At 63.9% G+C, this 26,648-nt stretch carries 32 protein-coding genes and 1 pseudogene; 13 read left to right on the forward strand and 20 right to left on the reverse strand.

Annotated elements, in window-relative coordinates:
- Positions 1-41: 41 nt before the first annotated feature.
- From cmk to ACI944_RS01750, 3 genes are all read right to left on the reverse strand, one after another.
- Positions 42-659, reverse strand: a complete 618-nt coding sequence (gene cmk / locus ACI944_RS01740) for a (d)CMP kinase (RefSeq protein ID WP_411717344.1) — start codon at positions 657-659, stop codon at positions 42-44.
- A 104-nt stretch (positions 660-763) separates the two neighbouring features.
- Positions 764-961: a hypothetical protein gene (locus tag ACI944_RS01745; RefSeq protein WP_411717345.1), complete on the reverse strand. Its 198-nt coding sequence runs from the start codon at positions 959-961 to the stop codon at positions 764-766.
- Entirely contained in the window at positions 958-1,299 is a 342-nt protein-coding gene (locus ACI944_RS01750; RefSeq protein WP_411717346.1) for a hypothetical protein, read from the reverse strand. Before ACI944_RS01750 ends, ACI944_RS01745 begins: the two co-directional genes overlap by 4 nt.
- Positions 1,300-1,417: 118 nt before the next feature.
- On the opposite strand from ACI944_RS01750, the gene ACI944_RS01755 reads away from it, so the two are divergent.
- The 3 genes from ACI944_RS01755 to ACI944_RS01765 all read left to right on the forward strand — a co-directional run bounded on the left by ACI944_RS01755 (position 1,418) and on the right by ACI944_RS01765 (position 3,351).
- Positions 1,418-1,690, forward strand: a complete 273-nt coding sequence (locus ACI944_RS01755; protein WP_411717347.1) for an amphi-Trp domain-containing protein — start codon at positions 1,418-1,420, stop codon at positions 1,688-1,690.
- Between the two features lie 138 nt (positions 1,691-1,828).
- On the forward strand, positions 1,829-2,662 hold the full coding sequence (locus tag ACI944_RS01760) for a TatD family hydrolase (protein WP_411717348.1): 834 nt from the start codon (positions 1,829-1,831) through the stop codon (positions 2,660-2,662).
- A 98-nt stretch (positions 2,663-2,760) separates the two neighbouring features.
- The gene (locus ACI944_RS01765) at positions 2,761-3,351 is read left to right on the forward strand and encodes a hypothetical protein (protein WP_411717349.1); all 591 of its coding nucleotides are present in this window, start codon (positions 2,761-2,763) and stop codon (positions 3,349-3,351) included.
- 18 nt (positions 3,352-3,369) lie between these two features.
- Here the strand turns inward: ACI944_RS01765 and ACI944_RS01770 are convergent, their stop codons facing one another.
- From ACI944_RS01770 to ACI944_RS01780, 3 genes are read right to left on the reverse strand one after another with little or no spacing between them, the layout of a single operon-like run.
- Positions 3,370-3,876 (reverse strand): N-acetyltransferase family protein, encoded by a 507-nt coding sequence (locus ACI944_RS01770; RefSeq protein ID WP_411717350.1) that lies wholly within the window; start codon positions 3,874-3,876, stop codon positions 3,370-3,372.
- A complete protein-coding gene (locus tag ACI944_RS01775; protein ID WP_411717351.1) occupies positions 3,869-4,564 on the reverse strand; it encodes a metal-dependent hydrolase in 696 nt (231 codons plus the stop codon). The genes ACI944_RS01770 and ACI944_RS01775 overlap by 8 nt, the downstream gene beginning before the upstream one ends.
- Positions 4,564-5,205 (reverse strand): hypothetical protein, encoded by a 642-nt coding sequence (locus ACI944_RS01780; RefSeq protein WP_411717352.1) that lies wholly within the window; start codon positions 5,203-5,205, stop codon positions 4,564-4,566. The genes ACI944_RS01775 and ACI944_RS01780 overlap by 1 nt, the downstream gene beginning before the upstream one ends.
- Positions 5,206-5,350: 145 nt before the next feature.
- Between ACI944_RS01780 and ACI944_RS01785 the strand changes: the two genes are divergently transcribed.
- The 4 genes from ACI944_RS01785 to ACI944_RS01800 all read left to right on the forward strand — a co-directional run bounded on the left by ACI944_RS01785 (position 5,351) and on the right by ACI944_RS01800 (position 9,572).
- Positions 5,351-6,055, forward strand: coding sequence for a helix-turn-helix domain-containing protein (locus ACI944_RS01785; protein ID WP_411717354.1), 705 nt, complete (start codon positions 5,351-5,353; stop codon positions 6,053-6,055).
- 36 nt (positions 6,056-6,091) lie between these two features.
- Positions 6,092-6,925, forward strand: a complete 834-nt coding sequence (locus ACI944_RS01790) for an aldo/keto reductase (protein WP_411717355.1) — start codon at positions 6,092-6,094, stop codon at positions 6,923-6,925.
- Between the two features lie 496 nt (positions 6,926-7,421).
- Complete coding sequence (locus tag ACI944_RS01795; RefSeq protein WP_411717356.1) at positions 7,422-8,774, forward strand: NAD(P)/FAD-dependent oxidoreductase; 1,353 nt, start codon at positions 7,422-7,424, stop codon at positions 8,772-8,774.
- A gap of 435 nt (positions 8,775-9,209) precedes the next feature.
- On the forward strand, positions 9,210-9,572 hold the full coding sequence (locus tag ACI944_RS01800; protein WP_411717357.1) for a MarR family transcriptional regulator: 363 nt from the start codon (positions 9,210-9,212) through the stop codon (positions 9,570-9,572).
- Between the two features lie 1,574 nt (positions 9,573-11,146).
- Here ACI944_RS01800 and ACI944_RS01805 read toward each other — a convergent pair.
- From ACI944_RS01805 to ACI944_RS01830, 6 genes are all read right to left on the reverse strand, one after another.
- Positions 11,147-11,692 carry a hypothetical protein gene (locus tag ACI944_RS01805; RefSeq protein ID WP_411717358.1) on the reverse strand — a complete coding sequence of 182 codons (546 nt, stop codon included), beginning with the start codon at positions 11,690-11,692 and terminating at the stop codon, positions 11,147-11,149.
- Between the two features lie 168 nt (positions 11,693-11,860).
- Positions 11,861-12,016: a hypothetical protein gene (locus ACI944_RS01810; RefSeq protein WP_411717359.1), complete on the reverse strand. Its 156-nt coding sequence runs from the start codon at positions 12,014-12,016 to the stop codon at positions 11,861-11,863.
- Between the two features lie 129 nt (positions 12,017-12,145).
- Positions 12,146-12,838 carry an MBL fold metallo-hydrolase gene (locus tag ACI944_RS01815; RefSeq protein ID WP_411717360.1) on the reverse strand — a complete coding sequence of 231 codons (693 nt, stop codon included), beginning with the start codon at positions 12,836-12,838 and terminating at the stop codon, positions 12,146-12,148.
- Positions 12,839-12,876: 38 nt separating this feature from the next.
- Positions 12,877-14,538, reverse strand: coding sequence for an ATP-dependent DNA ligase LigA (ligA, locus tag ACI944_RS01820; protein WP_411717361.1), 1,662 nt, complete (start codon positions 14,536-14,538; stop codon positions 12,877-12,879).
- Positions 14,539-14,604: 66 nt separating this feature from the next.
- Positions 14,605-15,324 (reverse strand): archaeal proteasome endopeptidase complex subunit beta, encoded by a 720-nt coding sequence (gene psmB / locus ACI944_RS01825; protein ID WP_411717362.1) that lies wholly within the window; start codon positions 15,322-15,324, stop codon positions 14,605-14,607.
- Positions 15,325-15,408: 84 nt separating this feature from the next.
- A complete protein-coding gene (locus ACI944_RS01830) occupies positions 15,409-15,582 on the reverse strand; it encodes a hypothetical protein (protein WP_411717363.1) in 174 nt (57 codons plus the stop codon).
- Between the two features lie 255 nt (positions 15,583-15,837).
- Between ACI944_RS01830 and ACI944_RS01835 the strand changes: the two genes are divergently transcribed.
- Complete coding sequence (locus ACI944_RS01835; RefSeq protein WP_411717364.1) at positions 15,838-16,200, forward strand: DUF555 domain-containing protein; 363 nt, start codon at positions 15,838-15,840, stop codon at positions 16,198-16,200.
- A 70-nt stretch (positions 16,201-16,270) separates the two neighbouring features.
- Here the strand turns inward: ACI944_RS01835 and ACI944_RS01840 are convergent, their stop codons facing one another.
- The gene (locus ACI944_RS01840; RefSeq protein WP_411717365.1) at positions 16,271-16,813 is read right to left on the reverse strand and encodes a CBS domain-containing protein; all 543 of its coding nucleotides are present in this window, start codon (positions 16,811-16,813) and stop codon (positions 16,271-16,273) included.
- 85 nt (positions 16,814-16,898) lie between these two features.
- Here ACI944_RS01840 and hflX point away from each other — a divergent pair, with 85 nt between their 5' ends.
- Complete coding sequence (gene hflX, locus ACI944_RS01845) at positions 16,899-18,206, forward strand: GTPase HflX (RefSeq protein WP_411717366.1); 1,308 nt, start codon at positions 16,899-16,901, stop codon at positions 18,204-18,206.
- A gap of 17 nt (positions 18,207-18,223) precedes the next feature.
- Here hflX and moaC read toward each other — a convergent pair whose 3' ends face one another.
- From moaC to ACI944_RS01865, 4 genes are all read right to left on the reverse strand, one after another.
- On the reverse strand, positions 18,224-18,706 hold the full coding sequence (gene moaC, locus ACI944_RS01850; protein ID WP_411717367.1) for a cyclic pyranopterin monophosphate synthase MoaC: 483 nt from the start codon (positions 18,704-18,706) through the stop codon (positions 18,224-18,226).
- A gap of 51 nt (positions 18,707-18,757) precedes the next feature.
- A complete protein-coding gene (locus ACI944_RS01855) occupies positions 18,758-20,197 on the reverse strand; it encodes an NAD(P)H-hydrate dehydratase (protein ID WP_411717368.1) in 1,440 nt (479 codons plus the stop codon).
- Between the two features lie 75 nt (positions 20,198-20,272).
- Entirely contained in the window at positions 20,273-20,551 is a 279-nt protein-coding gene (locus tag ACI944_RS01860; RefSeq protein ID WP_411717369.1) for an acylphosphatase, read from the reverse strand.
- A 78-nt stretch (positions 20,552-20,629) separates the two neighbouring features.
- Positions 20,630-21,589 carry a hypothetical protein gene (locus tag ACI944_RS01865; protein ID WP_411717370.1) on the reverse strand — a complete coding sequence of 320 codons (960 nt, stop codon included), beginning with the start codon at positions 21,587-21,589 and terminating at the stop codon, positions 20,630-20,632.
- Between the two features lie 167 nt (positions 21,590-21,756).
- On the opposite strand from ACI944_RS01865, the gene ACI944_RS01870 reads away from it, so the two are divergent.
- A complete protein-coding gene (locus ACI944_RS01870) occupies positions 21,757-22,464 on the forward strand; it encodes a hypothetical protein (protein WP_411717371.1) in 708 nt (235 codons plus the stop codon).
- 143 nt (positions 22,465-22,607) lie between these two features.
- Here the strand turns inward: ACI944_RS01870 and ACI944_RS01875 are convergent, their stop codons facing one another.
- Positions 22,608-23,528: a DNA-3-methyladenine glycosylase family protein gene (locus ACI944_RS01875; protein WP_411717372.1), complete on the reverse strand. Its 921-nt coding sequence runs from the start codon at positions 23,526-23,528 to the stop codon at positions 22,608-22,610.
- Positions 23,529-23,631: 103 nt separating this feature from the next.
- Here ACI944_RS01875 and ACI944_RS01880 point away from each other — a divergent pair, with 103 nt between their 5' ends.
- Positions 23,632-24,096: a DUF555 domain-containing protein gene (locus ACI944_RS01880; protein ID WP_411717373.1), complete on the forward strand. Its 465-nt coding sequence runs from the start codon at positions 23,632-23,634 to the stop codon at positions 24,094-24,096.
- A 127-nt stretch (positions 24,097-24,223) separates the two neighbouring features.
- Here the strand turns inward: ACI944_RS01880 and ACI944_RS01885 are convergent, their stop codons facing one another.
- Positions 24,224-24,460, reverse strand: a complete 237-nt coding sequence (locus tag ACI944_RS01885; protein ID WP_411717374.1) for a UPF0058 family protein — start codon at positions 24,458-24,460, stop codon at positions 24,224-24,226.
- Between the two features lie 231 nt (positions 24,461-24,691).
- On the opposite strand from ACI944_RS01885, the gene ACI944_RS01890 reads away from it, so the two are divergent.
- A complete protein-coding gene (locus ACI944_RS01890) occupies positions 24,692-25,099 on the forward strand; it encodes a translation initiation factor IF-2 subunit beta (RefSeq protein WP_411717375.1) in 408 nt (135 codons plus the stop codon).
- 51 nt (positions 25,100-25,150) lie between these two features.
- On the opposite strand, the pseudogene ACI944_RS01895 reads toward ACI944_RS01890, so the two are convergent.
- Positions 25,151-26,077: pseudogene (locus ACI944_RS01895) on the reverse strand (formate/nitrite transporter family protein); the annotation flags it as partial.
- Positions 26,078-26,173: 96 nt separating this feature from the next.
- On the opposite strand from ACI944_RS01895, the gene ACI944_RS01900 reads away from it, so the two are divergent.
- Positions 26,174-26,648, forward strand: a 475-nt coding sequence (locus tag ACI944_RS01900; RefSeq protein WP_411717376.1) for a universal stress protein, incomplete at its 3' end; no start/stop codon positions are given.

Genomic DNA, 26,648 nt, shown 5'->3' on the forward strand with positions numbered 1-26,648 from the left:
CTCGGAGGACATAACTCGAGAAAAAGTCGTTCGCTCCGTCGTTACTCGGTGATTTCGATCGGGTCCGCCTCGAATGCTCCCTCGTCATCGTCGGGATCGTAGGCCTCGATTGCCGCCCGAACGAGTTCGAGCATGCCCGCCTTGCTCCACCGGGCCGTGTTGATCTGGAGGTCGTAGAACGTCCGATCGTCGAGATCGATATCGTAGTACGACTGGTAGCGACCAGCCTCGTTGACCTCCCGGACGCTCATTTCGGCAGCCGTCTCCTCGCGACTGTCGGTCCGCTCCTTGCGAACCGACTCGGGGGCGTCGAGCCAGATTCGAAAGTCGGCGCGATTCCCCGCGAGCCACCCGGCTAGCCGCGATTCGAGGATGAACGGCCGGTTGGTTGCGCCCCACTTTTCAGCGATCGAGAGCAGGCGTCGATCGAGGGCTCGATCGATCTCGTCGGACTTCTGGGCCTCCGCCGTCAACTGCGTTAGCGTCATGTCGCGGTCCGTCGCGAGGTCGCGAAAGATGTCGCCGCCGGAGACGTACGGACAGTCCATCGCCTCCGCGAGGCGGGTGCAGAGCGCCGTCGCGCCGCAACCGGGTGGACCCGACACTGTCACGAACAGGTTCGAATCGATCGCTGGCGCTCCGCTGTCGTGTTCAGCCATACTGATTCTTCATCGGTCGCGTTAATAAACGAGGCGTTTTCGAGGTCCGAACACGACCACAAACGCAGAGACCGGGGATACGGATCGCGAGGGCTCCGAAACAGTCAGGTACCGTCCGAGGCCTCCGTCGGCCTGAGGAAGACGTACGCGAACGCACCGAAGGCGACGCCGAGACCGATCCCCCACCGGACGCCGATCCGGAACTCACCGATCAGGGCACCCCCGACAGCCATGAGGACGAACGCGAGCGCGAAGAACGTCGCGGCGCGGATCGGCCCGCGTTCGACCAGTCGATCGGTCATCGATAACCGCCCTGGGAGTGTCGAGCGGTCGGGAAGCCGGGTCGAACGAGCGAGGCGCGGTCGCTGTGATCGGGCCGAGGACTGAGGTACTCGGAGAGCGTCTCACCGAGGCCGAGCAAGGCGTCATTGTCGGTTATTGGGTGGGTCGCGGTGTACAGCGGACCGCCGTTTATGACTGATTTAGCGCTGAAAAAGCAGGCAAGCAGCGTGCCGTTGCGCTCGCCCAAGGATCGCTCGCGGAACGAGTTCCAGCAGGCACGGACTCGCGCAGCCCCCGATTCAATCTGTGACGCAGTGGTGGCCTGGATCCGAGGCCCGCCGACGATGCGGTTGGTCATATTCAACGGTAGGCGTCGATCGGCTTTTAGCCAGCGGTTTATTGGTTTATATACTCGCCGGAGGCGGTTATAAATCGGCGTGGGGGTTTTTATATACCCGCGCCGCGTATCTTCTCACATGCCCGAGAACGTCCTTTTCAAATCCGAGAGCAAGCAGCACCGATCCGAGATCGCGACCTATCTCCGGACCGTCGCCGACTCTCTTGACGAGGGTGAGGCGATCACTCTCCGGTCCGGTGAGGAGTCGGTGACGATGGAGCCGCCCGCCCGCCCGACGTTCGAACTAAAAGCCGAGCGAGAGGGACCGGCCGACGGGCCCGGCGAGTTGAGTATCGAACTCGAACTTGAGTGGGACGAGGACAGCAATGATGGCGAACTGACGATCGAGTGACTTGAAAGCGGGCGACGACGGCCGCCTCACCCGTCGAGCAAAGCGGGCGACGACAGCCTGCTTTGCCTGTCGATCGGAGCGAGCGATGCCCCCGAACGCGACAACAATCCCTATTAAACTGCCGGCCGAATTCCAGATATGTACGACGGCCCTGTACTCGATAACCACCTCCATCTCGACCCGGTCAACGGACGTGGGGTCGAAGCCGCCGAGGAGTTCGAACGCGCCGGCGGAACCCACCTGAACGTTCTCAACAAGCCCTCCTGGAACCTCGTCGGCGAGGTCGACGACGAGGACGGCTTCCGGGAGACGTTCGATATCACCGTCGAGGTGACCGAGGCGGCCGACGAAGTGCTTCCCGGCCGGGCCCGCCCCGTCCTCGGCGTTCACCCGGCGTTGATATCTCAACTGCTCGAACGGGGCTACGATCCAGAGGAGGCCGCCGACCTAATGAAGGCGGGCATCGATGTCGCCGCCGAGTACGTCGCCTCCGGGCCAGCACTCGCGATCAAGTCTGGGCGCCCCCACTACGATGTCGCGGACGCGACGTGGGACGCCTCAAACGAGGTCATGCGGCACGCCTTTGCCCGCGCCGCAGAGGTCGGTTGTGCCGTCCAACTCCACACGGAGGGCGGCGAAGACTTTGAGGACATCGCGGAGTGGGCCGAAGCCCAGGGACTCCCGCGTGAGCAGGTCGTCAAGCATTATTCCGGGGGCTACATTGAGGGGCCGATCCCGAGCGTCATCGCCAACACCGATGACCTCGAACGCGCCTGTGGTGGAGAGTGGCCCTTCTTCATGGAGACCGACTTTATCGACGACCCGGACCGCCCGGGCGCAGTGCTCGGTCCGAAGACCGTCCCGAGGCGGACCGCGACACTCGCGGACGCGGGGCACGATGAGGCGCTTCGCCGTGCGCACGTCGAAACGCCGGCCCGTGTCTACGGTATCGACACCGAAGCGACCCTTTAGCGAGTCGATTCCCGGGGGTGTTTGGAGTAGCTCGGGGCCGATAGCCCCGATCGATGGCCACAAGCTATTTTTAAACCCACGTTTTCCGTTGAGACGGAATGTCCTCGGATATCGAAGTTGATAGCCGTTCGTTCGTCATGGGAGCCCTCGCCGGCACAGCCACGTGGATCGTCGGCTACGCACTGACGGCGCTCGTCGTCCTCGCCCGCATCGAGGGCTCCGAACTCGGTGAAATATCCGGAAACGTCGAGAGCGGCGGCACGATCGACTTCGTCGGTTGGGTCTTTTTTAATAGCCACTTCGTCGACACCGTCATCGAGGCCGGCTTCCTGGGCTTCGGCGGGACTCGGTCGGTCTCATACGTCGGCGGCGACGGGTTCACCCCGCTTTTATATGTCGTCCCGGTCGCGCTCCTCGTCACGGCTGGGGTCTTTGTCGGCCGATCTAGCGGCGTCACCGATACGGCCGAGGGTGCGGTCGCCGGCGCGCTCGCCGCACCGGCGTATCTGACGCTGTCTGCAGTCGGCGCGGTCGTGTTCCGAGTGTCCTCGGAAGCGCTCGGCGCGACCTTCAGCGGGCGCCCGGAACTGGTGCCGGCGATCGTCCTTGCCGGGATCGTCTTTCCGGTGGTCTTCGGTTCACTCGGCGGGGTTGTCGCCGCGAATACCGGAGCCGGAGGCGGTCAGTAGGCGCTTGACGACGAACCCTCACAGTTCGCGCGCGACGACCTCGCCCCACGGCTCGAAGCCGTACCCCTCGTAGAACCGCCGCGCGCGCTCGTTGTCCCGGTCGACGTCGAGCAGGAGGCGATCGAGCGGCAGCGCCTGCTCCTCGGCGACCCCGATGGCTTGCTCGAACAGCGCGTCGGCGATGCCATCGCCCCGCTTTTCGGGGGCAACGTATAGTTCGTTGACCACAGCCGCATCCCAAATAAACGATAGCCGCTCCGGCAGCACGAAGACGTACCCTACCACACCCTCGCTCTCAGTTTCGGCCAGTGAGAGACAGCGCTCCTCGTCGCTGACACAGCGATCGACCCACTCCAGCCACCGCCGTTTATACCCCTGAGTCAACTTCGACTCGTACCGGCTCGACTTGTCCTCGCCGCCGGTCGCCTCGCCGATTCCGGTCTCGAACTCCCGCTTGAGATCCCAGAGCGCCCGCCGGTCGCCGGTGGACGCTGGGTCATACGGGCGGATCGTCGCGTCAGTCATCGGATGTACTGTTCGGGCCGCAGCCTCTCGGATTAAATTGATCGGACTGAAGCCGCCTCGCGGCCATCACGGACGCGCCGGTGAGGAGGAGGTGGAGTTGCCACCCCCGGACGGCGATCGGAAAGCGACGATCGACGGGGCCAGGATCCGGCTGGGGATCGGGCTGGGCCGGATTCGAAACGTGCGTTTCGGCCCGCGTACCGCCCTGCCCCGCGTCGATCACGCCCCGGCCAGTCTCGGGATCCCGGGCGATATCGACGAACGTCTGGACGAAGCCCTCCGACGCGGAGACGTACATCTCGCCCTCGAGAACGAAGAACCGATCTACGGCCGGCCAGATGAGGTTGATCCCCTCGAGATGTGTCCAATCGAATGCGATGTGGGCGAACGTGTGAACGACGAGACAGACCCAGGCGATTCGGACGCCGCGGGCGCCCCACCGCCCCCGGATCCAGGACCCCTCTCGGGTCGTCTCCCAGTACAGGAGTGGGGTGGCGACCGCCGAGAGGCCCATCGTGTGCAGGACGGTCCGATGGGCACCCGCAATCACCAGTCCCAGCGCCGTGTCCAACTCCGGGACCAGAACGATCGCGACCACGATGGCGAGTGCCTGGCGATCATAGAACCGACCGAGGAGTCCGACCGCGAGTACCGCCGCAACCGCGGCATGGACGACCGACGAGGGCATCAGGCCCGCGCCTCCGCTAGACGATCGTACCGTTCGACCAGCCACTTCGCCGCGAGGGCGACAATCGCCGTTGCGACGAGGACGGCCTGTTCGCCGGTTTCGACGATCCGGAGCCGTCGGTCGCCGCCGGGGGTGACGGGCGAAGGGATCGTGTGGGTGTCGAGCGTCCCCGGCGAGGATACCTCGATCCACCCGTCGGCGAGCGTCACGTAGGTCTGGACGATGCCGTCCTGCGTCGAGAGGAGGAACCCGCCGACGACGGCGTAGTACCGACCCGAGAGTGGGTATAACAGCGCGACGCCCTCGGAACTGAACGCGTCGACCCCGATTCCCGCGATCATGAGGGCGGCGATGGCGACCCACGCGACCCGAACCCCGTACAGGCCGTACCGGTCGGCGAGTCGCGAGGCCCCGCCAAGCCGGGTATCGGAGTACAGTACCGCCGCCGCGAGGAGGGGAACGAAAACGGTGTGCAGGGTTGCGTTCGGGTCGCCGAGGTCGACGAGCGCGAAGACGAGGTCGAGATCAGGGGCCGCGGCGGCGGCGGCGACGATCGCCACGGAACTGCGGTTGAATGCTGGACCGAGAAGCGCAATAGCAAGGAGGACACCGACGGCGACAGCAACGAGCGTCGACGGCATGGCCGTGGGGTAGGGTCCGATCGATATAAACCCGCTGGCAGGGGCACACACCACCGCAGGCCAGCGGTATCAGCTACCTCGGATCGTAGGCCTACTCGCAAGATGTGAGGCCACTCTTATATCGTCAGGGAGCACATGAGGACGTATGCGCGATGCGCGTGCGGAACTCGCCGAGCGAATCGCCGGGGAGGTAACGCTGTCGGACGATCCGGGAGCGACGTTGCGGAAGTGGCGCGAGGAGTTCGGCGTGGCACAGACGACGCTCGCGGACGAACTCGATGTCTCCGCGTCGGTCGTCTCCGATTATGAGAGCGGTCGGCGGGAGAACCCCGGGATCAGGGTCGTCAGTCGTGTCGTCAGGTCACTGCTTGACATCGACGAACGCCGGGGCGGCGACCGCGTCCGCCAACATGCAAGGGTCCTGTCGGCTGGGTTCGACAAGGATGTCGTTTACGACCTCCGGGAGTACCCGGCGACAATCCCGCTCTCGCGGTTTTATGACGCTATCGATGCGGAGACGGTCGTATCGGGGGGTGCCGAGACGATCGCGGGTCACACGGTAATAAACAGCGTCGAGGCAATCAAGCGGCTCTCCAGCGAGGAGTTCTACCGGCTCTACGGCCAGTCGACGAACCGCGCGCTCGTGTTCACCAACGTGACACGGGGCGAGTCGCCGCTCGTTGCGTTGCGGGTCGTGACGCCGACGCCGTCGGCGGTCATCCTTCAGGGTCTCGAGGGCGACGATCTCTGGGAGCACGCCCCAGCGCTCGCCCGAGCGGACGGCGTCTCGCTCGCGACGACGTCGGCATCGATCGAATCAATCCTTGAGGCGCTCCGGGAGTTCCCCTGACGCGGGAGTTATGCGACTCGCGTCCGTACCAGCGGTATGAACACCACCACAGCCAGCGGCGTCGAAATCCCGTTTGTCGGGCTCGGGACATGGCGGCTGACCGGCGAACAGTGTCGCGAGGCGGTCCGAACGGCGCTGGAGCTCGGCTATCGCCACCTCGACACCGCACAGGAGTACGACAATGAGCGGCAGGTCGGCGCCGCACTCCGCGACAGCGATGTCGACCGCGAGGATGTCTTCGTGACGACGAAGCTCGGGAGCGGCAATCGCGGCTACGATGAGGTGCGTCAATCGACCGAGGAGAGCCTCGCAAAACTCGGTACCTCGTACGTCGACCTGCTCTTGATCCACTGGCCGAACGTGACAACGCCGCTCCGGGAGACCCTGGCCGCGATGAACGAGTTGGTCGAGGAGGGGTCGGTTCGGCATATCGGCGTTTCGAACTTCGACATCGACCGGCTGGACCGCGCCCGTGAGTTCTCCGAGCACGGCATCCTAACCGATCAGGTCCAGTACAACCCCTACTGGTCCCAGACCGAACTGCTCGATTACTGCCGAATTCACGACATCGTCGTGACCGCCTACTCGCCGCTGGCCCACGGCGGGGTCTTGGACGACCCGGTCTTGGAGGCCGTCGGGGACCGGTACGACAAGAGCCCGGCGCAGGTCGCGATCCGTTGGCTCGTCCAGCAGCCGAACGTTGTGACCGTCCCAAAGGCGACGAGCCGAGAGCACATAGCCGCGAACCGCGACGTCTTTGATTTCGAATTGGGCGACGACGAGATGGAGCGGATCCGTCAGCCCTCGAAGACGAGGGCGGCAGCCGGCTTCGTTCGGAGCCGATTCCGGGAACTCGGCTGCCTGAACTAGTCGGACGACAGCAGTCCCACACGGGTTCACGTTGTCGTAGCGCCAACGACTGAGCAGCGATGAAAATCTACACCGGCCGCGGCGGCGAGGGGATGACCGACCCCGCAAAATATTCCGTCCCCCGGAGACGAACCCGCGGATCGAGGCGTACGTGACCGTCGGCGAGGCCAACGGACTCATCGGGCTGACGCGCCCGTCGGGCTACGACGATGTCGACGAACAACCTGGGTGGATCTAAAACCACTCCCATATCATCCAGGCCGATTTCGCGACCCCGGACACGGACCATCTCGAGTCACCGCAGATCGAGAGCCGCCGCCGGGCCGATCAACAACGCCGCCATCGCGTACCTCAAGGGCCCTCCAACGCGCTCTGCGTTTTCGCTCGCGCACCGAACGAACGCGGGGGCGTCCCCAAGGAGTCGCCGACGTACTGACACGTCGTCCGGACGCGTCGCTTCAATCGTTTTAAGCCCCGCCGGTCCCCGAAACAGGGTATGCAACGCGTAGATGTCGCCGTCGTCGGCGGGGGGCCGGCCGGCTCCTCTGCCGGCCACGCGGCCGCTCGCGAGGGGGCCGACGTCGTCGTCCTTGAGAAGGGCGTCCCCCGGGCCGACCGGGACGGCCGGGGCCCGGACTCGACCGATGCGGCGGGCATCCTCGACTATTGGGTCGACATTATGGATCTCGACGAGCCCGTCCCCGAACACGTCAAACACCGCGAACTCTCGGCGGCGGAGTTCATCGGCCCCGCTGAAACCCTGTCGTTGACCGAGACGGGAATCGACTCCACGTACCCCAACTTCGGGTTCACGATGCACCGGGCACGCTTCGACGACTGGCTGGGCGAACGGGCGCGGAACGCCGGGGCTGACTACCGGGTTGGAGCCAGCGTCGCCGACGTCGAGACGACGCTCACTGGAAGCCCCTCACACATGCTAACCCTTCGGGACGGCACCGAAATCGAGGCCGAGTACCTCATCTTGGCCGACGGCCCTCAACGAACGGTCACCGGCCGGGTTCTCGAGCGCTGGCTCCCCGAAGCGGCGATGGACCGCCTCGAAACCCGTCGGGCGAACCACATCGCGTACCAGGAGTACCGGGAGTTTCCCCCGGAGCTATTCGAAGACGATCGGATCAAGTTCTGGTGGGGGTACATGCCGGGGCACACCGCCTATCCGTGGGTATTTCCCAACGACGGGCGCGTCGCCCGGGTCGGCTTGACGATGCCGATCGACCTCGACCTCGACTCGGTCGAAAACCGCGAACGCTACCGGCTGTTACAGTCCGAGGACGACCGGATTCCACAGGGCGGCACGTACATCGAACGGCTGCTTGAAACCGTCTACCCCGGATACGATCTCGATGACTTCCCGTTGCGGACGGATCGCGGAAAGTCCGGCGGCACCGAAACGTACCCGATTTCGTCGACGCGCCCGATCGAGTCGCCGACGCGGGCGAACGTCGCAGTCGTCGGTGGCGCGATGGGCACGACGTCCGCTTTCCACGAGGGCGGTGATCACGTGGCGGTCCGGACCGGCTCGATTGCGGGGCGGCTCGCGGCGCTCGGCGCGTTGCGAGCGTACAACGCCGAGTGGCACCGGGCGATCGGCCCCGAGGTCCGCCGGAACTGTATCTTCGCGAAGATGGTCCGCGGCTACGGCCCGGACGACTGGGACCGGTTGTTCAGCCTCGTCGACACAATCGTTGACGACAATGGGATCGAGCCCCGCGAATCGATCCGTGCCGGCGTCTCGGGGGTGAAGCTGTTCACCGAATACACCCTCCGGAAGTTCGGCTACCGCAACGGCCGGTACGCGCAGGTCCTTGAGAGCGACTACGCAGTTTGAGACCGCCGACGTTCGAGTCCACCCCGATCCGATCCACACGGTCACAGACACGAAAGAGAATTATCCCCTGACGACGTATGTTTTGATGCGCACCATTAGTCCCCGACCGAGCAGCCCCTACGGGCAGCAATGACCGCTCGGAGAACCCGGGTGTGCGATACGCGTCCGGCGACGCTTTCGGCGTCGCCCGCCTCGACGGCTGAGGCCGTGGGGGCTGTGGGTCGCGCCTGCGGCGCGACCCGCCCGGCACGAGGGTTAGCCGACCGACCGTGGCACACCGCCTGGGATGAGGTCGGACGTTAGTGTTCCGGGCGTATATTACCCTTAATAATACTCTATCGAACTCATATTGATATGTACAGCCACTTCGGCCGTAGACGGACACAAAAGAGAACCCTGGAAAGCATTTAGTACATCTAATACAAGACAATACATATGCCAATTAGCGCTGATCGGTTCGAGGAGATCGATGACAGTGAGGGGCAACCGAGGCCTGAGACGAATGCCGCTACGATACTTGAATTTCTCGAAGAGAATGCTAACGAGGCGTTCACGCAGACCGAAATAGCACAGGCGACCGAAGTCAAGCGTGGCTCGGTTGGGCCGACGCTGGTACGACTTCGGGAACGCGGGCAAGTGGACCACAGAGGACGGTACTGGCGAATTAGTGATCACGATCGGAGTATCGACGCTGCAACGGCCCACGCTAGTGACGTCGCTGAAAGTCACGAAGAATCACCGTTCGAATACGACGAGTGGCAGGCGCACGCGGTCGACCCGCGTGAACAGCGTGAGTGACGCCTATCGAAGAGGGGATGTTTTCTGGGCTCCTGATCCCTTTAGACAGGGCTCGAACCCGCGACTCTGGTTAGTTTTGGCCGCAGAGCAGCTCCCGTATCCCGGCGAGGAGTACGTTTGTGCTGCACTCACGACGAGCGATCTTCCGGCAAACTACGAGGTCGGAAAAGCGTGGATTACAGGCCGAAACCCCAATAAGAAATCATACTGTTCCCCGTGGGTTATTGGAACGGTCAAACACCGTGCAGTAGCGAATCCACAGGGACGCACCACAACGGAGTTCACCGACCACATAATCGAACAGTGTAAGGCAGTTCTCGACGGATCGTGGGAACTGTCGGAATAGATTAGCGCATCCGCGCGAGTATTCTACTTATGATATTTTCACCAAGCCTACTAGTAGATTTTCGCTCGGTAGTGTTCCAGGCGTACATTTTGAGTATGCTAATAGAATTACATATATAGCTTTGGTTGTCTCCTACTGTTGAAGCAGGTTATCTCCCACTAACCCCATCCTCGCCGTATTCTCGGAAGAACAGTCGATGCTGACGAGCTTGGACTGATGTCTCACGGGAGTACAATGTGTCTGATAAGTTTGAATGTCCGTGCTGACTCGATGGAAACGCTGCTATCCCTGGAGCGTGAAACAAGATATGGGGCGCAAGAGACCGACCTGTATTCCGTGCCCGAGAGCACGTCGTGCTGACTGGTCCATGCGCGAAAGAAGCCGAGTCATGGGCGCTACAGCCCGGCTGCCGCGCGCCGCGGCAGCCGGGAAAGCCCGAATAGGTGAAGTTCTGCGTCACGCGCTGGCGTCCCGAGTCACGAGATCGCTTCCCCCAGACGCGACGACCGCTGTGTGATCGACGAGGGAGCTGCGGGCCGCCGAGGGGGCGGCCCGCAGTGGCCGGCCGCGGCCCAGCGTGAGCGACAGCTATCGCCAGACAGCGACCGCACCGCCGTGTCGTTCCCATCCGCCTGCCGGCTGGTCGGGCAGCCGTCACCGAGTCGGCGGAATCATTTTGTCGTCAGCGGTGGTTTGTTCGGCCAGCAGCGTTTCCATAGGTGAATCGCGTCAGTCTCACTCCGTTCTACTCATGTTATGCCCATTGGGGTCGGATACGGCGGTAACTCAAGCGCCGAAACAAATCCAAGGACACCCCGGATCCTCCCTGTCGATACGGACACCACGCTTGAGTGCTCGGGGTCATAACCGAGAAGGAAACTAGCAGTGGTGTATCAAACCCAGTGTTCTTACAGAACCCGTGGCTCCGATGTGACGGGCCGTGTCGCCACCCACCCGTGGCTGATGTCACTCGACAGCGGGTGTCGAGTACTGTGCAAAGCAATACCGTGCCCAGTTCGGACACCGAATCACGCCACACCGTCGTCACACGGCGACGACTCACGTACCGAGCGCGAACCGGAGTACCCGAAACGGGCGGGGAACCTTGCCCCGTTGGTGTCGGACCGCCCGGCCCCAAACGTGCGGTTGGGGAACCCTCGGCGTTGTCGGGCGAAGCCCGACTGCCTGCTGGATCTTCGATCCCGCTCTGTTTACGCCGCGGAGGATATCACAGGTACGCACGGAGGACGGTGCCGAACCCGGTGGCGCCGACCGCGAACGTGACGATGCCGCCGATACCCGTCAGCGTGAGGCCGCCGTTGATTGCCGCACCCACGACGAGCGGTGTCGTCCAGCCGCCGCCGTGGCCTACGAGACGGTCGCCAATCGCGAGGAACGCGATCGACGCGCCGACAGCCCAGATGACGTACGCGAGCAACGCGAGCACGATTGCGATGGGGATGCCGATCAGCGTGATGGCGAACACGATGATCGCGAGAAACAGCCCGATCAGTGCTGCCACGCCGTACAGGAACGAGCCGATCGGCTCGTCGAGCACCTCCGTCATCCGATCGCGCGTGTAGTCGGGGACGACGGCGATCAGTATCGCGCCAACGATGAGCGTCGTCAGAAACGCGCCGACGGCGCTGCCGAGGACCGAGGTGACCCCGCCCGGACGCGGACCGGGCATGGCGTCGGGGTTCGGTCCCATCCCAACTGGGAGGGTTGGATCCGCGGCGAGGGCGACATCGAACGCGGGGAGTAGTTCGATCACACCGAGAATGGCCCCGGACTCGTATATAAATGTACGGGGGCGATTGCGTTGGTGCCGTGGCTCATCAAGCGTGTCAACTAAAACGTGAGCGGCGGGCGACGCGTCGAATCCGTCCGGGCCGTTGGCGGCGACCGGGACGGGGCCGACCGGCAGGTCGGCTCGGCGTGCTTACTCCGTTTCGGCGCTCGTGTAGCGCCTGTAGCTCATCGCCGACCCGTCAACGATGACCGTGTCGGTCCCGTGTTGGCGTTCGTGCGGCGGGTCCTCGCCCAGCGCTTCCATGTCGACGTCGCCGTACTCGTATGGTGTGTTGGTTTGTACCATACCAGGTGTTCGGTGTTCATCCTATATAAATCCTCGTCAGACGATACCGTGGACCGCGATTGGTGCGACTATACGAGATGACACAGCGAGGTCGCTCTCTCGGAACATCCACACCCACTTCGGTGCGACTCAGCGGTCGAGTCGCACCTCCACGCCGCGCTCCGCGAGGTCCGCGGCGAACGTCTCGGCGTCGGCATCGATCGCGTCGACGGTATCATAGTGAATCGGGATGATGAGGCCGGGGTCCAGCGCCACTGCGAGGCCTGCAGCCTCGTGGCGGTCCATCGTACACGTTCCCCCGATCGGCGGACAGAAGACATCGACAGCGAGGTGTTCGTGGCCCTCGAGCACGTCCGTATCGCCGGGGCAGTACACCGAGACCCCCTCTATGGTAACGTGGAAGCCACAGCCGCGACCCTTCGGGTGATACGGGTCACCGTTCGCCCGAACGTGCGGTCCGTCGGGATCGTTGTACGCCGCAGTTGTCCGGACGATCGCGTCCCCGACGGCGATGTCGGATTCCGAGTCGACGCTCCGGACCTCGTAGGGGAGATCGGCGAAGCGTTCGACGTCGCGGTCGATCCGGTGGGTGTTGATGCCATCGAAGGCGACCACCGTGGCGTCGGGTCGGGCAACGGCTCTAATCCCGTCGGCGTCGTAGTGGTGACCGTGCGTCACGCAGACGACATCGCCGTCCGCTCCATCGTAGTCGTCCAACACCCCGTAGCGCCCCGGATCGATATAGACAGTCGTTCCCCCACTCGCCACGCGAACCGTGGCGTGGCCGAGCCATGAGAGCGCCACCCCGTCGTGTTCAATCATAGATCCCAGTATGGGGCGGACGGGCACAAAGCCGACGATCACCCGGCGAGCCGTTCGACCCGTTCGAGGCTGTCGGCGTCCTCGGGGGCTTTATCGCCACGGATGGCGATGAAGCGCGGGAACCGAAGCGCGTACCCTGACCCGTACGTCGGCGAGCGCTGGATCTCCTCGTACCCGACCTCGAAGACGACCGCCGGGTCGATCTCGACGTCGGTGCCTGATTCCGAACGGACATACGGGACGAGTCGCTCGTGGAGGCGTTCGAGTTCTTCGTCGGTGATCCCGGTCGCCACCTTGCCGATCGGCTCGAACGCCTCGCCGTCGCGGACCGAGAGCAGGAACGTCCCGAAGTTGTTCGCCCGCCGCCCCTCACCCCACTCGGCCCCTGTCACGACAAGATCGAGCGTTTCGACGTCGGGCTTGCGTTTTAGCCAGTTTTGTCCCCGGTCACCGGGCGTGTACGTCGATTCGGGGTTCTTCAGCATGATCCCCTCGTGGCCGGCCGCAAGCGCCGCCGCCTCGCGGGTCGCGATCTCGTCGGCCGACTCAGCGATCCGGAGGTCGGCGACACCGCCGTCGAGGGCCTCGTCCCCGTCGAGAAGCCTCGACAGCCGCTCGTGTCGTTTGAGAAGCGGGGCGTCGAGAAGATCGTCGCCGTCCGCGTGCAGGCAGTCGAAAGCGTAGAACTCTACCGGGACCGCCTCGCGCGCCGCCGCGATGTCGTGTTTCCGACGGAACCGACGAAGCACGTCCTGAAACGGGCGCGGGGAGCCGTCCTCGTCGACGGCGACGACCTCGCCGTCGAGGATCGCCGGCCGATCGAGCGCCCCGGCGACGGCCTCAACGACCTCTGGAAGCGCGTCGGTGACATCCTCGAGGTTTCGGGAGAACAGCAGCGTTTCCGCGCCGTCGTGGTGGAGTTGCACCCGTGCGCCGTCGAACTTCGCCTCGACCGCGACGCGATCCCACGCCTCGATCGCTTCGACGGCGCTTCCGGCCTGTGCCAACATTGCTTCGACCGGCCGTCCGACGACCAACCGGACATCATCCAACCCCGCTTCGCCGCTCTCGCGCGCCGTCTTGGCGACAAGTCCGGCGTCATTCGACACCTGCATCGCCCGTTCGACGGCGTCCGGCGGGACGCCGAATGCAGCCGCGATCGCGTCTCGGGCCGCCCCCTCGCCGACGCCGATCCGCATGTTCCCCAACACGAGTCGGGCGAGAAACCGGGCTTCAATCGGCTCGGCCCGGTTGAACAGCCCGAACAGCGTCTCGATCTTCGTGTCGGTGCTCCCCGCGCCCGCGGCGTCGGCGAGCGCCCGAAGATCAACGTCAACGCCGGCGACGGTAAGCCCGCTGTCGTCGCCGCCCCCGAACGATCCCAGGCCCCGCTGCCCCCCGAGATCTAACCCCTCGGCGACTGCACCGATCTCACCCACCTCGGCTAACCGCGCTTCGATGTCAGCAGCCGTGACGTTCGGGCTCGCCGCCCTCGCGAGCGCCTCGTGACAGAGCGCCGGCCCGATATCGAGTTTCGTCGGGTCGTGAGCGGGAAACACCCGACCCTGGACGAACCGGGTCACGACAGCGAGATCATCGCCGGCGTCGGCGAACGCCTCGGCGACGAGATCAACGGTGTCGGTATCGGCGGACACCGACTCGATCTCCGCGGCGCGGGCAGCGAACTCGGCGAACTGCATTGGTATGACTACTGGATACTGACCGATCGCGATTAAAAGATCCGAAGTTGTCGGGTGTGTCGAGCCTTACAGGACGTCGTCGAAGTCGTTGTGACCGTTGATTTCGACGCCCTCGTCGGTGATCGTCGCGAGGTAGACGCCGTTACCGGAGCCGGTATCGCGCTCAACAGCGGCCTTGATCGCGGAGGCGGCGACGCGTTTGGCCTCGTCGTTCGTCATGTCGTCCTCGTAGCCCTCTTCGAGGGTTCCGTGCGCGACCATGAGACCAGACCCGGTAACCGTGTAATCGTCGGCCATGACGCCGCCGGCGGGGTCGATCGAGTAGACGTGGTGGCCCTCCTCGTCGACGCCGCCCAGGATCGGGTTGATCGCGAAGAACGGCCCGCCGCGGGCGAAGTTCCCGGCCAGCGTCGCAAGGGCACTGATCGAGATGTCCTCGCCGCGTCGCGCCTCGTAGAGGTCGACCTCGGCCCGGAGCGACCGGATGAACGACTGGGCACCGCCGACGCTCCCGACGAGCGTCAACGCGGCGGTGGGGTGGATCTGTTCGACCTTCTGGACGTTCTTGTTGGAAACGAAGCGGCCGCCCAGCGAGGCGCGCATGTCGGTCGCGATGACGACGCCCTCGGCGGTCGAGATACCGATCGTCGTCGTTCCGGTCTTGTTGACGTTCTCGAGGTCTTCGGCCGAGAGGTCGTTCGAGGGAACGTCGCCAAGTTCGGGCTCGTACGGCGAGAGCGTGTGATTCTGTCCGGTACGCGGCAGGGAGGAATCCGGTTGACGCATTACATTGTAGTACATCCCGACGCTGATAAAAGCTTCCGGTTACCGATGTTCGAGCGCAACGGCGCGGCCGGGACACGGGTGAGATCAGCTGTCCGCCAGCCGCCGGTGGGTCGAGCCGAGTCGGTCGATGAGCCGGCCGATGGGGAGGCGGATTCCGGCGCGTTTGGCGGCGAGCACGACCGGCAGGAGCGCGATACCGAGGACGATACTGAACTGGTACAGAGCGAACACTGCGGCCCGGTGCGGGCTAGGTGCCATCGTACCGCGAGGCCAACGGCCATCAGTATATATATCTTCTGCCCCACCGCCCCAGTCAACTATATAAGCCGGCTCCGTAGCGTATTTAACGGCATTTTTGCGTTTCGCCCGACGGACCGGCGGTCCCCTGGGTTATGATCCAGCGAGCGACGGATAACGCGGGTAGGTGCCGGCGGCGGCTGCGATGTGAGTGGGGGGCAAACGTGCCAGACGGGAAACAATAGGGCTATCCGTCGGGCGACGCTTCGATGGAATATGACAAACTATATCGTCGCGATGGAGGCTGCGTGGCTGGTTCGTGACGTTGGGGCGATTGACGATGCGATCGGCGTCGCAGTCAGTGAGGCCGGACGGCGGCTCAACGAGGCCGACATGGACTACGTGGAGGTTGAGGTCGGTTCGACGCCGTGTCCGGCCTGCGGGGAGCCGTTCGACTCGGCGTTCATCGCTGCCGACACGGCGCTCGTCGGGTTGGGACTCGAGATGAAGGTGTTCAACGCCGACAGCGAACAGCACGCCTCGCGGATCGCGAAAAGCGAAATCGGCGGCGCGTTGCGGGATATCCCGCTCTCGATCATCGACACGTTCGAGACTGGCGACGGAGAGGAAGAGGACTGATACTGCCAGCGGTGCCGTTGTCCGGGGCTCTGCTCCTGTGCACCTTTGTCTCGAGTCCGCGAGTAGTAGCTCATGAGACGTGGGCCGCAACGTCCGCCTCGGTGATGATACCGCGCAGTTGGCCGTCCTCAACGACCATCACCGCGTCCTGATGGTTGAGGTGGCCGTTAACCTCGTCTAGCGTCGCGTCGGGTTCGACGGTCGTAATCGCCTCCCGCATCGCCTCGGCGACCGGCAACTCGCCAGCGTTGTCCGGATCGAGTTGCCGGATGTCCGAGTTCGAGATTATTCCCTGTGGCCGCCCGTCGCGGACGACCGGCAGTTGTGAGTACCCTTGCTTGACCATCACGTCGATCGCCTCCCGAACGCTGTCGTCCGGCGCTACGTTGACGACGCCCTCGTGCATGATGTCGCCGGCATGCATCACCGCGCTCTCGGCCTCGTCAAGGGCGGTAACGATGCGTCGAAGCGTCGAGAGCCGCGGGTCGACGTCCCCGCCTTCGATGCGCGCGATCAGCGGCTGAGAGACGTCGGCCCGATCGGCGAGTTCGCTCTGTGTCAGGTCTAAATCCGTCCGACGGTCCTTGAGATCGGCGGGCGTGGGCAGATCCATACTCATGCGGTCAATTACCTGCAGTTATACAAAAGTCTTCTCCCGGGGCCGGACATAAATACTGTGACGACGTAGCCCCACGTGAGTGACTGGAACGAACGGCCGGGCGGTCGTGGCGAAACGCGCCGACGACGGCTACCCGGACACGGCGGAGATACGCGACCTCGCCCGCGCGGCCGGCTACACGGTCGTCGGCGAGGTCACACAGACGCGGACCGAGGACCCCGCGCTCTGTCTCGGGGAGGGAAAAGTCGCCGAACTCGCGACGCTCGTCGCCGAGACCGACGCGACGATAGTGGTCTTCGACAACCGCCTCGGGCCGTATCAGACGTACAACCTCGGGAACGAACTCCCCGAGGGTATCGAGGTGATCGACCGGTTCAAACTTATTCTCGATATCTTCGGCCAGCGCGCCCAGACAAAAAAAGCCCAACTGCAGGTCGAACTCGCCGAACTCCGGTATGAGTTGCCGCGCGCCGAGGCGAAGGCATCGCTCGCAAAGCGCGACGAGCGGCCGGGGTTCATGGGCCTCGGCGAATACGACGAGTCCCGCGAGCGCGACATCAAAGCGCAGATCAGCCGGATCAACGACGAGCTAGAACGCATTGAGCGAACTGAGGCCCACCGCCGCGAGCAGCGCCGCGAGTCGGGCTTTGATCTCGTCGCTTTGGCCGGGTACACGAACGCCGGGAAGTCGACGCTGTTGCGCCGGTTGGCGAGCGATCTCGACATAGACGAGAACGAAGGGCTGCACCCGGACTTGGACGCAACCGCCGAATCGGAGAACCGTCTCTTTACGACGCTCGGGACGACCACTCGCCGGGCGGAGTTCGACCGACGGGACGTGTTGGTGACCGACACCGTCGGGTTCATCTCCGATCTCCCCCACTGGCTCGTCGAGTCATTCCGGTCGACGCTCTCGGAGGTGTACCGGGCCGATCTGGTGTTGCTCGTCGTCGATGCCTCCGACCCCGTCGAGGAGATCCGCGAGAAACTCGTCACATGTCACGACACGCTTTACGAGCGCAACGAGGCTCCGATCGTCACCGTTCTGAACAAAGCCGACCTCGTTGACGACGAGGAGCTGGATGAAAAACGCGACGCCCTCGCAGCACTCGCGGAGGACCCGGTGGTTGTGAGCGCAAAAACGGGGACGAACATCGACGACCTGCGCGCTCGCATCGACGCGGAGTTGCCCGCCTGGCGGCACGAACGACTCGTCATCCCGATGACTGACGAGACGATGAGCCTCGTGTCGTGGGTTCACGACCACGCTCACGTCGAGTCGGTCGACTACGGTGATGATGTCACGATCGAGTTCGAGGCCCGCCCGGCGATCATCGAGAAGGCGCGCTCGAAGGCCGGAGAGTTGCCGACGCCGGCGCTCGAGTAGCAACCGTCGACACCGACCTACAGAACGCGTTTTTCTTTCGAGACGACCTCCACGTCGTTGATCCGTGTGCCGGGATACTGCCCTTCGGCGTCCTTCTCGGCGGCCTTCACCATGTCCCAGATCACGTTCAACCCGGTTGTAACGCCTTCCAAGGCTTCCATCTCACATCCCGTCTTGCCCGTTGTCTCGACGGCGACGGACAACGCGATGTCGGCCTCGCTGACATCGAACGTCGTCTCGACGTTCGTGATCGGGATCTGGTGGCACATCGGGATCGTCTCCCACGTGTGTTTGACCGCATCGATCGCGCCAACGCGGGCGACCGCGAGTACATCTCCCTTTTCGAGTTCGTTCGCTCGGATCGATTCGATCGTCGAGGGGTCGAGCTTGATCCGTCCGCTGGCCACCGCCCGGCGTGCGCTGTCGGGTTTGTCGCCGACATCGACCATCTGTGCGTCCCCCTCCTCGGTAACGTGCGTGAGGTCCGATCCGTCGCTCATACCTGCGTGTATCGCCGCAAGCGCGAAGAATCCACCGACGGCACAATCCGCTCAGTTCACGCTGTCGTGCCAACACGCCGCCGGCACGGCCTCGAGGAGGTCGGTCGCGACCAACCCGTAGCCGCACTCTTCGACGACGATATCGCCGGCCCGGCCATTGAGGTATGCGCCGAGAGCCGCCGCGTGAATTGATCGGAGGGGACACGCCATCGCACCCGTCACGCCAGCGAGCACGTCCCCGGTACCGCCGACGGTCATTCCGGGATTGCCCGTCCGGTTGACCCGGGTCCGGTCGCCGTCGGAGATCACGTCGACCGCGCCCTTTACGAGAAGTGTGACCCCAAGATCGGCCGCAAAGTCGGCAACGAGCGCGGCGCGCTCGTCGGGATCGGCGGCGGTCGTCCCGCCCATCGCCTCGAGTTCCCCCTGGTGTGGCGTGCAGACGAGCGTCGCCTCGGTGTCGACCTCCGGGACAGCCTGTAAAGCGTCGGCGTCGACGACGGCAGTCCCATCGAACGCAGCGAGGAACGACGCGGCCGCCTCAAGCGACGCGTCGGCGTCCCCGAGTCCGGGGCCGAACACGACACAATCCATGCCCGAAGCGGCCTCGAGCAGATCCGGCACGTTCGGCGGCGCGATCCGGTCGCCGGGCTGCGGGCGGACGATCAGGTTCTCGCTGTAGCTCTGTACCCCGCTCGCGACCAGTTCCGGGCAAGCGACGTACGCGAGGTCCGCACCTGCCCGGAGGGCCGCCTGCGCGGCGAGGGCGGGCGCGCCGGTGTAAGGGCCGCCCCCGATCACGAGAACACGGCCGAAATCGCCCTTATGTGCCGTTGGGTCGCGGGAGAGTCGGAGTAGGTCGCCCCGATGGACCACCCGCTCTGCGGCCGCCGGGATGCCGATATCGGCGACGGTTACGCTGGCGTCGACCGATTCGAGCCCGGGCTTGCCGTCGTGGAAGGTAATAATCCGATCGGCTTCCACCGCAGGCCCCTCGCTGTCGCCGGTGTCAGCGTCGACTCCCGAGGGGACATCGACGGCGACAACCGTCGCGTCGGCGGCGTTGACCGCTTCCACGGCGGTTGCCTCGGGCTCTCTAAGCGCGCCCGTCACGCCGGTGCCGAGCATCGCGTCCACGATCACGTCGGGATCGCCAAGCTCAAGCGACCGCGAGTCCCCGACTCGCCGCGTGTCGACGCCGGCCAACTGGAGCGCCTTCCAGTTCTCCCGCGCGATGTCGGTCGTGATCGTCTCCGGGCGGCCGAGGAGATGGACGCTGACCTCGTATCCGGAGAGGAACCGCGCTGCGACGAACGCATCGCCACCGTTGTTGCCCCGTCCACAGACCAGCGTGACCGATGTCCCGGGGTCGGCTACCTCGCGGACGACGTGCGCGACGGCGTTGCCCGAGGACTCCATCAATTGCTTGCGTGGCACACCGAGTGCCTCGGCGTTCGCGTCCACGACGGCCATCTCCGTGCTTGAAATCATACGTCGGTCTTCACGCCGGATCGAACTAATCGTTGTGGCGACGCGTCGGCGCACGCGGCACCCAGGGTCGATCGCCTACTGTCTGATCTCGAACGCCTCGAGTCCGGTCGGATCACCGTACTCGATCTCGACATCGTCGACGCGAGCCTTCGGACTGCCGGTGTGACACCACTCGACCATCGACTCGACGGCCTCCTCTGTCCCCTCAAAAACGGCTTCGACGCGGCCGTCATCGAGATTCCGCACCCAACCGCCAACGCCGCGTTCAAGGGCTGTCTCGCGCGTCGTTGCGCGGTAGTACACTCCCTGGACGCGTCCCGAGACGAAGACGTGTGCGCGGATCCGATCGTCCATGTCGGCTCTCGGGCGGTTCAAGACAAAAATCCGGCGACAGCCCGGATGGGGCTGCGTAGCAGCCTGTGCGGACTACACTTACTGTGATTGCGCCTCGTCCTCAACCGATCCGGCCTCATCCTCGTACTCTCGGGCCATCTCCAGTACGTCCTCGACCGGATCCTCGAACGCATCGGCCCGCGAGGACAGGTTCTCTTCGAGGTCCCCCATGTCATCGACCGTGTCGTCGAGTTCGTCGCTGGCTCTGTCGGCCGTGTTTTCGGCGGAGTCGTAGTCCCCGTCGTCGATATCGTCCTGAGCGTCCTCAAGTTGCGTGTGTTGGGAGTAAATCGTCGATAGCGCCCCTTCGAGCCGTTCCAACGCGTCGAGTTCACTCTCGAACTGACGCTGTTTTTGTTCGTACTCGTCGGTCCCGATCGCGTCGATAGCCTCCGTGGTCCCCGAATCGACGTTTGAGATGGCTTCGAACGGGTCGGTGGCGTTCTCGACGGCCTCTTCAATCGCGTCGAGTTCGGACTCGATCGTGTCCTCATCGTCGCTATCGTCTATCGCATCGTAGGCGTTGAGAACGGCGTCACGGCCGTCGATCAACCACGCCTGCAGATCCGTCGCCTGCGTTAAATATTGGTGTACCTCGCGCAGCGACTCGACGGTTTCAGTTTGTTCTGTCGTCGTTGCTGCTCGCCCCGCATCGCTGATCGCAGTTTGCGCATCGGAGAGTTTCAACAGTACGGCCCGGGCATCGAAGCCGGTTGTCTCGGCCGAGACGTCGAGCATATCGGCCGACACCCCATCCGTATAAATATATACGGCTTCCTGGAGCTGGTTTTGCGCCTCGACGATCGCGTCATCCCCCGCCCTCCGTTCCGATTCGGACGGGCCGGGGTCCGGCGTGTCAGTCGGCTCCGGGGTCGGTGTCGACTCCGGCGTGTCGGTCGGCTCCGGCGTGTCGGTCGGTTCGTCGGATTGACCCTGCGTCGTCCCGAAACATCCCGCTGTTAGTGGGGCGATGGCTGCTAGGAGGGCTCGTCGTTTCACGCGCGATAAATTTCGCTTTGTTCCAATAAATCTATGGTTTGTGTCTGACGCCTGTCTGACTGTATGCCGAACTTTAGGCCTTCTTTGGCCTCAATACGCATTACAGTCATATATTATATAAATTATATTATAAAAATCTAAAAGTGCCAACTACATCAAAAGGTGGTATGGCCTCGCAGCTAGGTTCGAACCAAACCAAACTCCCGACCGCCCGACACTGGCATCCCGTCGTTCCAGCCTTCGTTTTCGTCCTCGCCACGTACGTGTTCAACCTCGGATTAAACACTGTCCTGTTTCGGTTACAGCCCGTCCTCCCGGGTGTACCCCAACAGCCGATCGTTGCCACTCCGCTTACCCTGTTGGGCGCTGGAGCACTACTGGGTATAAGTGGTGTCGCGATGACGTACAGCCTCCTGTTGTTCGTCCACACAGCGAGCGAACGCGTCAGCCCCACCTCGAACGTCCCCTCGTCCGCCGTGGGGGTCGGACAGTTCGCCCGCGCCACGGGCGTCGTTATCGTCGGCAGCATCGCGACCGCGCTCGGTTTCGCACTGCTCGTCGTCCCCGGCCTCGTCGTGCTCGCTCACCTTCCGTTCGTACTCATCGCGATCGTGCTTGAGGACCAGCCGATCGCGGAAGCCGTCAAGACGGGCCACACTCGGGTCCGAACCAACCTCGTTCCCGTTGCCACTGCGACCATCCTCACAACGCTTGGCCTCGCCGCGGTGACCGCGTTTGGCGTCTACACTTCGCTCGTTCCGCCAGCGATCGAAGTCGGTGCCGGCGCGACCGGTACCGCGCTCGTCCTCCTCGCCGGCGTGTACGTGTTTACGTCGTTGTATCAGCGGAGTCCCCGACGACGCCAGGGAATATAGACGCCGGCCGAGCGCCCCGGCACCTACCCGGATAGCTCTCTGAAACACACGCAGTCCGCAAGGAGGGGTATCCCGTCGGCCGCCTGGGACGAATACACATCGTCCGCCGAAGCGACACCTCTCGGTTCCGATCGTTGAACCAGTCAGGTAGCGCCGCCCTCGCCGGTCCGGAGATGATGGAAGACGTAGGTCTGGGTGTATCCCGCGTACGTGCCGCCGAACTGCGCCCGGATCGCCCGTGACGTCTCGACGTAGTTGCCCCGCTCACAGTCCGGGTAGTGCTCCTCGACCGCGGTCCGTATCCACGTATCTAGCGGCACCGCTTCCAGATATCCGAGCGAGAACAGGAGAACGCAGTCGGCGACCTTCTCACCGACACCGACGAAGCGGGTTAGTGATTCGCGAGCGTCCTCGTACTCGAGGCCGAGGGCGTCCTCGGGGTGTGCCTCGCCCTCGGCGACCATCTCGGCAGTTCGCCGGACGTACGGTGCCCGATACCCCAACGAAAGCTCGCGGAGTTCGTCCTCCGTCGCCGCCGCCAGCGCCGATGGCGTCGGGGCGGCGTGGTATGTCGTTCCGTCTAACGTAACCGTTTCGCCGTACGTTTCTGCGAGGGCGGTCTGCATCCCGTGGATCCGCGCGACGCGCATCTGCGCCGAGCAGATAAACGAGATCAGGCTACCGAACGGGGGGTCGCGGACGAGCCGCATCCCACGGTGAGCGTCGTAGGCCCGGTCGATAAGGGGATCCGAGGGCATCGCTTCGGCGATCGAATCCAGATCGTCGTCCAGCCGCAGAAGGTGTTCGAGTCGGTCAGCGGCGTTCTCCGTGGACGATACCCATTCGAGGCGGCCGTCGATCTGCCGGACGCGAAGCACCTCCGGTTCGTTCGTTGTGGTCGCCGTTCCGGGAAGCACCGTGTAGTACCACGGCGATCCCTCGGTCTTGCCGTCATAGATCCGGCCATCGTCGCGTCGCCACAGATACGACTGGCCGCTCTCCAACGTCGTGGTAAGATCGAATCCGCCGTCGAACGCCTCGATCGGGCGGCTGCCGGTTTCCATATTCGCCGTACGCGCCGGGACAGACTCGGGGGTTCGGGTCGCGGCCGGATTCGCCCGTGCCAGAGGCCGAACCTTCTTGTCGTATGGGACACGATACCGTGATATGGACTGCCGAGTTGTCGTTGAAGCCGCGGTCCCCGTGTACGACGTCGAAACGGCCGACGAGGCGGTTCGCATCGCCATCTCCAAGACCGGCGAGATGCTGAACCCTGATCTCAACTACGTCGAGATAGATATGGGGTCCCAGACGTGTTCGGACTGCGGAGCGTCCCACACTCCAGCGTTTATCGCCGCCGACGAGGGGCTCGTCGCTCTCGAGCTTGAAATGACGGTATTCAACGTCGAACACGACGAGCACGCCGCCCGGATCGCCCGCAAGGAGATCGGCCAACGACTCGAGAACATCCCGCTCGAAATCATCGAGGTCGAGCAGCTCGAAGAGGACGACGGAGACGCCGACGAGGAGGACGCGTCGACGGAGGGTGAAGGTGGAACTGGTGACGATGCCGATGCCTCGAGCGACGATGAGGACGTGCTCCCGGAGTTCGACGAACTGCTTGACGAGTGACGCCCGTCCGCCCGCGGTCGCCACGCCCTGGGGCGCGCCGCCCTTGGCGGCGAACTGCGCAGGCGTCTCAACGAGGCCACGGCTGTCGAGGTTGATTCGAATCCGCGAGAACTGTATCGTCGGCCGTTCAGTCAGCGGTCGCCGAGACAGCGGGTTCGACTTCGTGCTCCATTTCCTCGGTAATGCCGTCAGCGAGGGCGAAGACGGCCGCCTTGTGGTCTGTCTTCGATTTGTGGATCGATGTCGGTCGGACACCAAGTTCGGTGTACTCGGTGTGTTCAACGGTGCACTCTGCCATCTGCTCGTAGTGGTTGCATACCTCTGCAAGCAGGCCGTGGAGATGAATGAGCTCCTGCTTCTTCATAGTCGTATTCGGGTAGCGACTCAGGGTATATAGTAGTATCCTGAGACAAGTTAACACGTTTCTACGGGCCTGACGCCGCTGGATTCGGCGGATTCCGGGATGACCCCCACGCCGGGGCAATGATCCGTGCGGTCCGAAGCCGATCACCGTCGGCCGACTAGACGTGGAGGGGCGGCAATCGGGGCCAGTTCCGGGCTGAAGACTTTTTTCATTCGAGTGCTCACGATGGGTATGGAGTACGAAGAGGGACTCGACCGCGCGCTCGAGACGACACCGGACATCGAGGAAGCGGCGGATCGGCTCTCGCTCCCCGACCCCGAAGTGCGTCAGGAGGGGACGGAGACGATATACGAAAACTTTCAGCCAACACTCGACGTTCTCGATCGGGCGGGCGAGCACGTCATGAAACATCTTCAGACCGAACTCGGAACGAGCGCCCACATCGACGAGCGGGGGCGACTCAGACTGACCGGGGCGTTCCGAGCCGACCGCGTTCGGGAGGCGATGGAAGCGTACGTCGAGCGGTACGTTCGCTGTCCGGAGTGTGGCCTCCCGGACACCCGCATCGAAACCGAGCGTGGGGCGGAGATACTCAGGTGTACGGCCTGCGGCGCCCGCTCCTCGACGGGCGGGGAGTGAATGCGAATCGATTCAATCGTTCTCTCGTCGCCGCTTCGTCGGTTTGTCCGCTGGGACGTACGTCCGGCCGACGCTACCGCCGCCGACCAGTTCGCGGAGCGAGAGTTGTCGTTCGACGCCGTCCTCTCGCGTTGACTCGACGCGTCGCTCGGTCGTTTGGAAGTAGTTGACGACGGTAACGAGGACGACGCCGCCGATGGTATTGCCGAGAAGAACGGGGAGAACAAAGCCGACGAGGCCCGGTAAAAGCGCCGCTTCGCCGAGGAAGACGAGGTACATGAGTTCGGTAAAGGAGACGACGACGTGGAAGAGATCAGCAAGCGGGATCAAAAGAAAGGCGATATAAACGAGGAAGAACCGCGAGATCGTATCACGAGCGGCGAAATCCAGCCAAACGACGCCGGCGACAATCACACCCGCGAAGCCGGCCTTGAAGAACAGATCCCAAAAGCCCGTTTCGACGCCCTTCTGTGAGATATCGATCGCAGCCGCCGCCGCTTCCGGCGAAAAGACACCGGTGTAGGCGAGTATCAACGCCCCGAACAACCCGCCCGCGAAGTTTCCGATCGCGACGACGACCCAAGTCCGCAACAGCGCCGGGATGCTCGCCAGCCGCTCTAGAACGAGCGCGACGGGTGGAAGCGTGTTTTCCGTGTAGAGCTGATAGCCGCCCAAGATGATGTATATAAACCCGATCGGGTACAGCATCACCGAGAGCACCGGGTCGTCGACCTTGGCAGTCATCGACGAGTAGATCAGAAAGGTAAGCGTGATCGCGAACCCCGCGGCCAGTGCGCTGAAAAACAGCTCCCGCGTTCCGGTGTCGATTTCCTCGTCGGCGGCGGCGATAATGCGCTGGAACACCTCGTCGGTCTCGAAGCGGTCACGGACGACCTCCCCGACGGCGGGCGCACCGCTCCTAGAGCGCTCGACAGCGTCTCTGAGGGACTCCTCGTTGTCCCGTGGGTCGTCGTCCATTGGAGTAGTCGCCAGTTCAAACTCGGGGGTAAAAAACACCGACCATCGACGGCGCGAACCGCGCTGTATTTTACTCGGGCGACGTGTGGGTGGTGTATGGCGATCGAAACCCTCCTCGTTGCGATCGGCCCGAACGACGACGCCCGGACGGACGAGCTGACCGAAGCGGTCATGGATGTCGCCGACCCGACTGACGCGAGCGTCGTCCTCCTGCACGTCTTCAGCGAGGCAGCCTACCGGACGGGAATCGAAGAGGCCGGGTTCGACCTAGAGGACCCACCGTCTCCGGGGGAACTCGCCTCACGGCTCGAAGGGGTCGACACCGTCGCGGCGGCGCTCGAGACAGCCGATCTCGGCTGCGACATCGTGGGTGAGGTCGGAGATAAAAGGGAGACCATACTGCGGGTTGCGGCCGAGACCGACGCTGATCTGTTGTGCGCCTCTGGGCGGAAGCGGTCGCCGACGGGTAAGGCGGTCTTCGGCAGCACGGTCCACAAGCTCATGACGGACTCGCCCTGCCCGGTGCTGTTCGTCCGGGAGGGCGTGTATGCCGACGGCGAGACGGCCGACT

Source organism: Natronomonas sp. (assembly GCF_046710025.1).
Taxonomy (GTDB): domain Archaea; phylum Halobacteriota; class Halobacteria; order Halobacteriales; family Haloarculaceae; genus Natronomonas.